This is a genomic window from Nocardia sp. NPDC060220 (genome assembly GCF_042727815.1).
In the GTDB taxonomy this organism is placed as follows: Bacteria; Actinomycetota; Actinomycetes; order Mycobacteriales; family Mycobacteriaceae; genus Nocardia.
Genome location: NZ_JBHWZY010000428.1, coordinates 1 through 5,846, shown reverse-complemented (window position 1 = coordinate 5,846; position 5,846 = coordinate 1). Strand labels below are relative to the sequence as shown.

At 65.3% G+C, this 5,846-nt stretch carries 7 protein-coding genes and 1 rRNA gene; 2 read left to right on the top strand and 6 right to left on the bottom strand.

The annotated features are described in order from the left end of the window. Positions 1 to 115: 115 nt before the first annotated feature. Positions 116 to 553 (top strand): DUF4189 domain-containing protein, encoded by a 438-nt coding sequence (locus ACFWF3_RS21520; protein WP_379315019.1) that lies wholly within the window; start codon positions 116 to 118, stop codon positions 551 to 553. 54 nt (positions 554 to 607) lie between these two features. Here ACFWF3_RS21520 and ACFWF3_RS21515 read toward each other — a convergent pair whose 3' ends face one another. From ACFWF3_RS21515 to ACFWF3_RS21505, 3 genes are read right to left on the bottom strand one after another with little or no spacing between them, the layout of a single operon-like run. Beyond that, the gene (locus ACFWF3_RS21515; protein ID WP_378656069.1) at positions 608 to 1,270 is read right to left on the bottom strand and encodes a methionine ABC transporter permease; all 663 of its coding nucleotides are present in this window, start codon (positions 1,268 to 1,270) and stop codon (positions 608 to 610) included. Continuing rightward, positions 1,270 to 2,283 (bottom strand): methionine ABC transporter ATP-binding protein, encoded by a 1,014-nt coding sequence (locus ACFWF3_RS21510; protein ID WP_379315018.1) that lies wholly within the window; start codon positions 2,281 to 2,283, stop codon positions 1,270 to 1,272. The genes ACFWF3_RS21515 and ACFWF3_RS21510 overlap by 1 nt, the downstream gene beginning before the upstream one ends. Then, positions 2,280 to 3,152: a MetQ/NlpA family ABC transporter substrate-binding protein gene (locus tag ACFWF3_RS21505; RefSeq protein ID WP_379315017.1), complete on the bottom strand. Its 873-nt coding sequence runs from the start codon at positions 3,150 to 3,152 to the stop codon at positions 2,280 to 2,282. The genes ACFWF3_RS21510 and ACFWF3_RS21505 overlap by 4 nt, the downstream gene beginning before the upstream one ends. A gap of 131 nt (positions 3,153 to 3,283) precedes the next feature. Between ACFWF3_RS21505 and ACFWF3_RS21500 the strand changes: the two genes are divergently transcribed. Continuing rightward, positions 3,284 to 4,150, top strand: a complete 867-nt coding sequence (locus tag ACFWF3_RS21500; protein WP_379315016.1) for a MetQ/NlpA family ABC transporter substrate-binding protein — start codon at positions 3,284 to 3,286, stop codon at positions 4,148 to 4,150. A 282-nt stretch (positions 4,151 to 4,432) separates the two neighbouring features. Here the strand turns inward: ACFWF3_RS21500 and ACFWF3_RS21495 are convergent, their stop codons facing one another. The 3 genes from ACFWF3_RS21495 to ACFWF3_RS21485 form a co-directional block, all read right to left on the bottom strand. Then, positions 4,433 to 4,969: a GNAT family N-acetyltransferase gene (locus ACFWF3_RS21495; RefSeq protein ID WP_379315015.1), complete on the bottom strand. Its 537-nt coding sequence runs from the start codon at positions 4,967 to 4,969 to the stop codon at positions 4,433 to 4,435. A gap of 15 nt (positions 4,970 to 4,984) precedes the next feature. Then, complete coding sequence (locus tag ACFWF3_RS21490) at positions 4,985 to 5,320, bottom strand: hypothetical protein (RefSeq protein ID WP_379315014.1); 336 nt, start codon at positions 5,318 to 5,320, stop codon at positions 4,985 to 4,987. Between the two features lie 64 nt (positions 5,321 to 5,384). After that, positions 5,385 to 5,846 (bottom strand): 23S ribosomal RNA (locus ACFWF3_RS21485); the annotation flags it as partial.

Genomic DNA, 5,846 nt, shown 5'->3' with positions numbered 1-5,846 from the left:
TTCCCCCGCCCCCCACCGATATCAACACTCCGACTATCGTCGCCCGCGACATTTTTTTATAAGACAAATATAGGCCCTGGGGGGGGCCGCGCTGCCCGGGGGGGCGGCGTCCACCGTGGTGAACGCCGGGCCCGCGGCCGCGGGGGAGAGTGGTGTGGCGATCGCCGAGGCTCCGGGGTACACGGCGGTATCGCGCGACGGTGGATTCGAGACCGCGTCGGGTGACCTGTACGGAGCGCTGGCGTTGTCGTCGGGTCGCGCCGTGGTGGCCTCGGCGGTGAACTACGGCAGCTGGGCTGCGGCGAGCCAGGCCGCGCTCGATGAGTGCGGCGTGCGCGACTGCCAGGTCGTCGTCGAATTCCGCAATGCGTGCGGCGCGGTGGCCCAAGGCGCGGACTACCGCTTCGGCTGGTCGTGGGATCACTCCCTGGACGCCGCCGAGCGCTCCGCGGTGGACGTGCTCGGTATCAGTGCGGCCCCGTTCCCGGATCCGGGTTCGGCGTCGCCGCGTGCGGCGAGTGTCATCCTGTCCGCGTGCACGGCGAACGTGTAGCGAAACGCGAAGCAGCGGGGGCACGGACCGAATAGGTTCGTGCCCCTGCTGGATTCAGCGGCGCAGTACTTTCCTGGCCAGCCAATTGCCGAAGAACTGCACTCCCTGTACACCGGCGATGATGATCAGCACCGCCACGATGGTGACCTGCCACTGGAATTGCTGATACCCGTAGACAATGGCGAAATCGCCGAGCCCGCCACCGCCGACGGTGCCCGCCATCGCGGAGATATCGACGATCGAGATCACCACGAACGTGTAGCCGAGAATCAACGGCCCCAACGCTTCCGGAACGATCAGCGTGAGAATGATCCGCAGCGGTCCCGCCCCGACCGCACGCGCGGCCTCGATCACACCCGGGTCGACCGTCACCAGGTTCTGTTCCACGATCCGCGCGATCCCGAACGAGGCCGCGACGATCATCACGAACAACGCCGCCTCGGAGCCGATCGTGGTGCCCACCACCTCCAGCGTGACCGGGCCGAGCGCGGCCAGCAGGATGATGAACGGAATAGGGCGCACCACATTGACGATCACATTCAGCACGAAGTAGATCGGCCCGTTCGCCAGCAGGCCACCCTTGCGGGTCGTGTACAGCGCGGTCCCGAGCACCAGCCCGATCAACCCCGCGACGACGAACGTCACGCCGACCAGATAGACGGTGGTCCCGATCGCCTCGAACAGCGTGGGCCGCAGCTTCTCCCAGTTGGTCTCCATCAGCCCGCCTTCCGTTCCAGGTCGGCGACAACGCGATCCAGCGCGGCATCGGGCCCGTGCAGCGCCAGGGTGACACTGCCGAATGTCTTGTCCTGCAACGTGCTCACCCCGCCGTAGACGATCTCGAAGCGCACGTCGGCGGCGGTAGCGGCGGCCAGCGCCGCCCCCAGACCGCTGTGGTCGTCGATGTCGACGGTGACCAACCGGCCGCCGTGGAGCTCGCGCAACCGATCCAGCTCGGTCGCGTCGGGCCGGTTGTGCAGCACGGTCGCCACGAACGACCGTGTCGGCGCGGCCTGCGGCGCGGCGAAAACATCGAAGGTGGAGGCCAATTCGACGATCCGGCCCTCGGCGAGCACCGCGACCCGGTCGGCGACCGCGCGGATCACATCCATCTCGTGGGTGATCACCACGATGGTCACCCCGAGTTCGGCATTGATCTTCTTCAGCAAGCGCAGCACCTCGCCCGTGGTCTCCGGGTCCAGCGCGGAGGTGGCCTCGTCGGCGAGCAACAGCGAGGGCGAGGTCGCCAATGCCCTGGCGATCCCGACCCGCTGCTTCTGCCCGCCCGAGAGCTGATCGGGGTAGGCGCGCGCCTTGTCGGTGAGCCCGACGAAGTCGAGCAGTTCGGCCACGCGGGCCTTGCGTTCGGCCCGTTTCCAGCCCGCGACCTTCAGCGGGTACTCGATATTGCCTGCGGCGGTGCGGGATCGGAACAGGTTGAACTGCTGGAACACCATGCCGATATCGCGACGCAGCCTGCGCACCGCCGACTCCGGCACCCCGGTGATCGGGGTGCCGGAAATCGTGACGGTGCCCGAAGTCGGCTTGTCGAGCGCGTTGATCAGCCGGACCAGCGTGGACTTGCCCGCTCCGGAGTAGCCGATGACGCCGAAGATCTCACCCGGTTCGATCCGCAGGTCGATACCGTCGAGTGCGGTGTGCCGAGCGTCGCCGCTGCCGAAGATCTTCGTGACGGAGCGGAATTCGACGGCGGCTGGGCCGGCACTCACTTGGCCGTGCGGATGCCCTGCTGCACCCGGTCCAGGATCTGCTCGAGCTCGGCGCCGGGACGGTTCACCGCGACCGCGGTGCCCTTGGTGGTTTCGGCGTGCGCGGTGGCCACGGCCGGGTCCTTCCAGATCTCGACCAGCTTCAGATACGTCGGATTCGTCTTGTCCTCGGCGCGGCTGACGATCACATTGATGTACGGCTCGGCGGCCGGATTCTTCGGATCATCCTTGTACAGCGCCGATTTCGGGTCGACGCCCGACCGGTCGAGGAAGGTGTTGTTGATCACCGAGCCGTCGACCGAGGGCAGCGACAACGCGGTCTGGGCGGCATCGACGGGAGTCACCCGCACCTTGGACGCGGCCTTGTCGATGTCGGCGGGCGTCGGCTGGACCGAGGTGCCGGTGATCTTCAGCAAGCCGGCGGCCTGCAGTACGAACAGCGCACGCGCCTGGTTGGTCGGATCGTTGGGGATCGCGATCTCACCACCGGCCGGGATATCGGCGAGAGCCTTGTGCTTCTTCGAGTAAAGGCCCAGCGGCACAATATACGTCGAGCCGATCGGGGTGAGCGTGTCCGAGCTCGCCACGTTGTATTGGCCGAGGAACTGCAGATGCTGGAACAGATTGAGGTCGATCTGTTTCTGCGACAGCGCCGTATTCGGCTGCTTGTAATCGGAGAAATTGGTGACCTTCAGCGTGATGCCCTGCTCCTTGGCCTTCTGTTCGAAGACCTCGAAAGCCTTGTCCTTGTCGGTGGTGCCGATCCGCACAACCGTGCCCGACGCGTCGTCATCGGAACCGCACGCGGTCAGGGTGAGGGCCGCGGTTGCTATCAGCACTGGGATCGCCAGTGTCCGACGGAATTTCACTTGTACTCCCGAATTGCTAGCAGAAGATGAACTCGGCCATCCAAGCTGTCGGCCCTACCCGCCGACAACGGTTTGACTTGCCATGAGCGAAATCCTCGCAAACACTGGGACGCCCGTCTAACTTGCGGACAATGCGAATCCTGCGCCGTCTGCTGGCGATTCCGGTCCTGGTCGCGCTGGCAACAGGGGCGGTGAGCTGTGGGCAAGACCACCCGGACGGCGTGGTGCGAATCGGTGTGAACGACATCGCACAACCGCACTGGGAGGTGTACAAACGCAAGGCGGCCGAGCAGGGCATCACCGTCGAGTACGTGAACTTCACCGACTACAAGCAGCCCAATCCGGCGCTGGCGCAGAAACAGATCGACCTCAACAAATTCCAGCACGTGCGGTACCTGGCCAACTACAACGTGGCCAGCAACGACACGATCGTGCCGATCGGCGCGACCGAGATCTTCCCGCTCACCCTGTACTCCACGAAGCGCACTTCGGTCGCCGAGATCCCGCGGGGTGGGCAGATCACGCTCAGCAACAATCCGGCGCAACAGGTCCGCCCCCTGCTCGGGCTGTCGGCGGCGGGGTTGATCGTGTTGAAGGGTGGCGCGAGTTGGGACTCCACGATCGACGACGTCGACACCGGCGCTTCGAAGGTGCGGCTCACCACGATCGATCCGACGCTCACCGCGCAGTCGTTGGACAGCGTCGACGCGGCGTTCGTCGACGACACGTTCGCCGGGCCCGCCGGCCTGACCCAGCAGCAGGTCATCTACACCGACGACCCGGAGCGTCCGGAGTTGAAGCAGTACATCAACGTCTTCGCCGCGCGGGCGGCCGACAAGGACAACCCCACCTACCTGAAACTCGCGCAGCTCTACCATGATCCGGAGGTGGTGGCCGCGGTCCAGGCGGAGACGGGCTACGCGGGAATCTTCAAGACCAACGACGCCGCCGATCTGCAAGCCACGCTGCGCGAGCTGGAAACGAAGTTCCGCAAGTAGTCGGTCACGCAGGAACTTGTGCACCAGCATCACGGCCATCGAACCCTCGTCGACGGCGCCGGCGACACGGTGCCCGTTGCAAGCGCGCACGTCTCCCGCGGCGAACACCCCCCGGCACGGTGGTCTCCAGGTGTAGGGGTGCGGATCACGGTGCACGCGGGCGACCACATATCGGCCACCACAGTCAGCTCGGCGCCGTCGTGCTCGTCTCGCGGCGTAGGAGCCACCCGCCGAGAATAGTCCCGACCAGGGTTGATGCGCTCGAGGCGCTTCGGCAGCGGGTCAGCGCAGCGGGTGCTCGACCGACAGTCTGCCGCGGCGGACGAGATCACGTTTGGTGATCGGCGGCAGGGCGGCGTCGTCGTCGGGGGCAGCGGGGTTGGGCCACACCAGCAGGGTGACGGTCGCGGCGGGCACGAATCCGCTGCTGGTCATCAGCGCGGCCGAGGCGCTGTTGCGGTCCTCGACATCGGTGACGATATGGCGGGCGCCGCGGGCGAACAACGCCTCCGAGCACACGTTCACCAGCCGCCGCGCGATCCCGTGGCCCTGCATATCGGGGGCTACCGCGATCCATTCCAGATACGCCCAGTCGTCGCGATGCTCGAACTCCATCGACCCGAGGACGAACCCGACCACCCGGTCGGAATCCAGGGCCACCCAGCAGGCGTTGTCGGGGCTGTCGAGGTGCTCGGCGACGGCCGTGAGCGACCACGACGTGTACGGCTTGATGGTGGTGTCGAAAACCTGATGGCCGAGGTCGAGGACTTGACGCAGGTGTCCCAAACCCATCGGCACGACAGCGATGGCGGTGTCCATAGCCGCCAGTGTGCCCTACGCGCCTTTGCGGGCAGCGGTCTTGGACGTGGTGGATTTGCTCGCGGCGGCTTTGCGCGGTGCGGCTTTCTTGGCGGCCTTTTTCGCGGGTTTCTTCTCCGGGGCGGCTTCCCGGCGCCCGCTGGTCTCGAGACTGCGTTGCAGCGCGGCGACCAGATCCACGACTTCGGCATCCGCCTGTTCGGCGGGCGCTGTCTCGGCGGCGGGCTCGACCTTGCCGGTGCCGCTGGCGATCGCCTCGTCGAGCAGCTTCTGCAATTCGATCTGGTATTCGTCGGTGTATTCGGACGGGTCGAAATCTCCTGACATCGATTCGACGAGGGTTTCGGCCATCTTCACAGTGGATGTGTGGTTGGTGTTCGTGGTTTCAGAACCAACACAGTGGACGCGAGCAACTGAGGACAAGCCCTCGGCCTATTAGTACCGGTCAACTCCACCCCTTACCGGGCTTCCATATCCGGCCTATCAACCCAGTCGTCTACTGGGAGCCTTACCCTCTCAAGGAGGTGGGAATACTCATCTCGAAGCAGGCTTCCCGCTTAGATGCTTTCAGCGGTTATCCCTCCCGAACGTAGCCAACCAGCCATGCCCTTGGCAGAACAACTGGCACACCAGAGGTTCGTCCGTCCCGGTCCTCTCGTACTAGGGACAGCCCTTCTCAATATTCCTACGCGCACAGCGGATAGGGACCGAACTGTCTCACGACGTTCTAAACCCAGCTCGCGTACCGCTTTAATGGGCGAACAGCCCAACCCTTGGGACCGACTCCAGCCCCAGGATGCGACGAGCCGACATCGAGGTGCCAAACCATCCCGTCGATATGGACTCTTGGGGAAGATCAGCCTGTTATCCCCGGGGT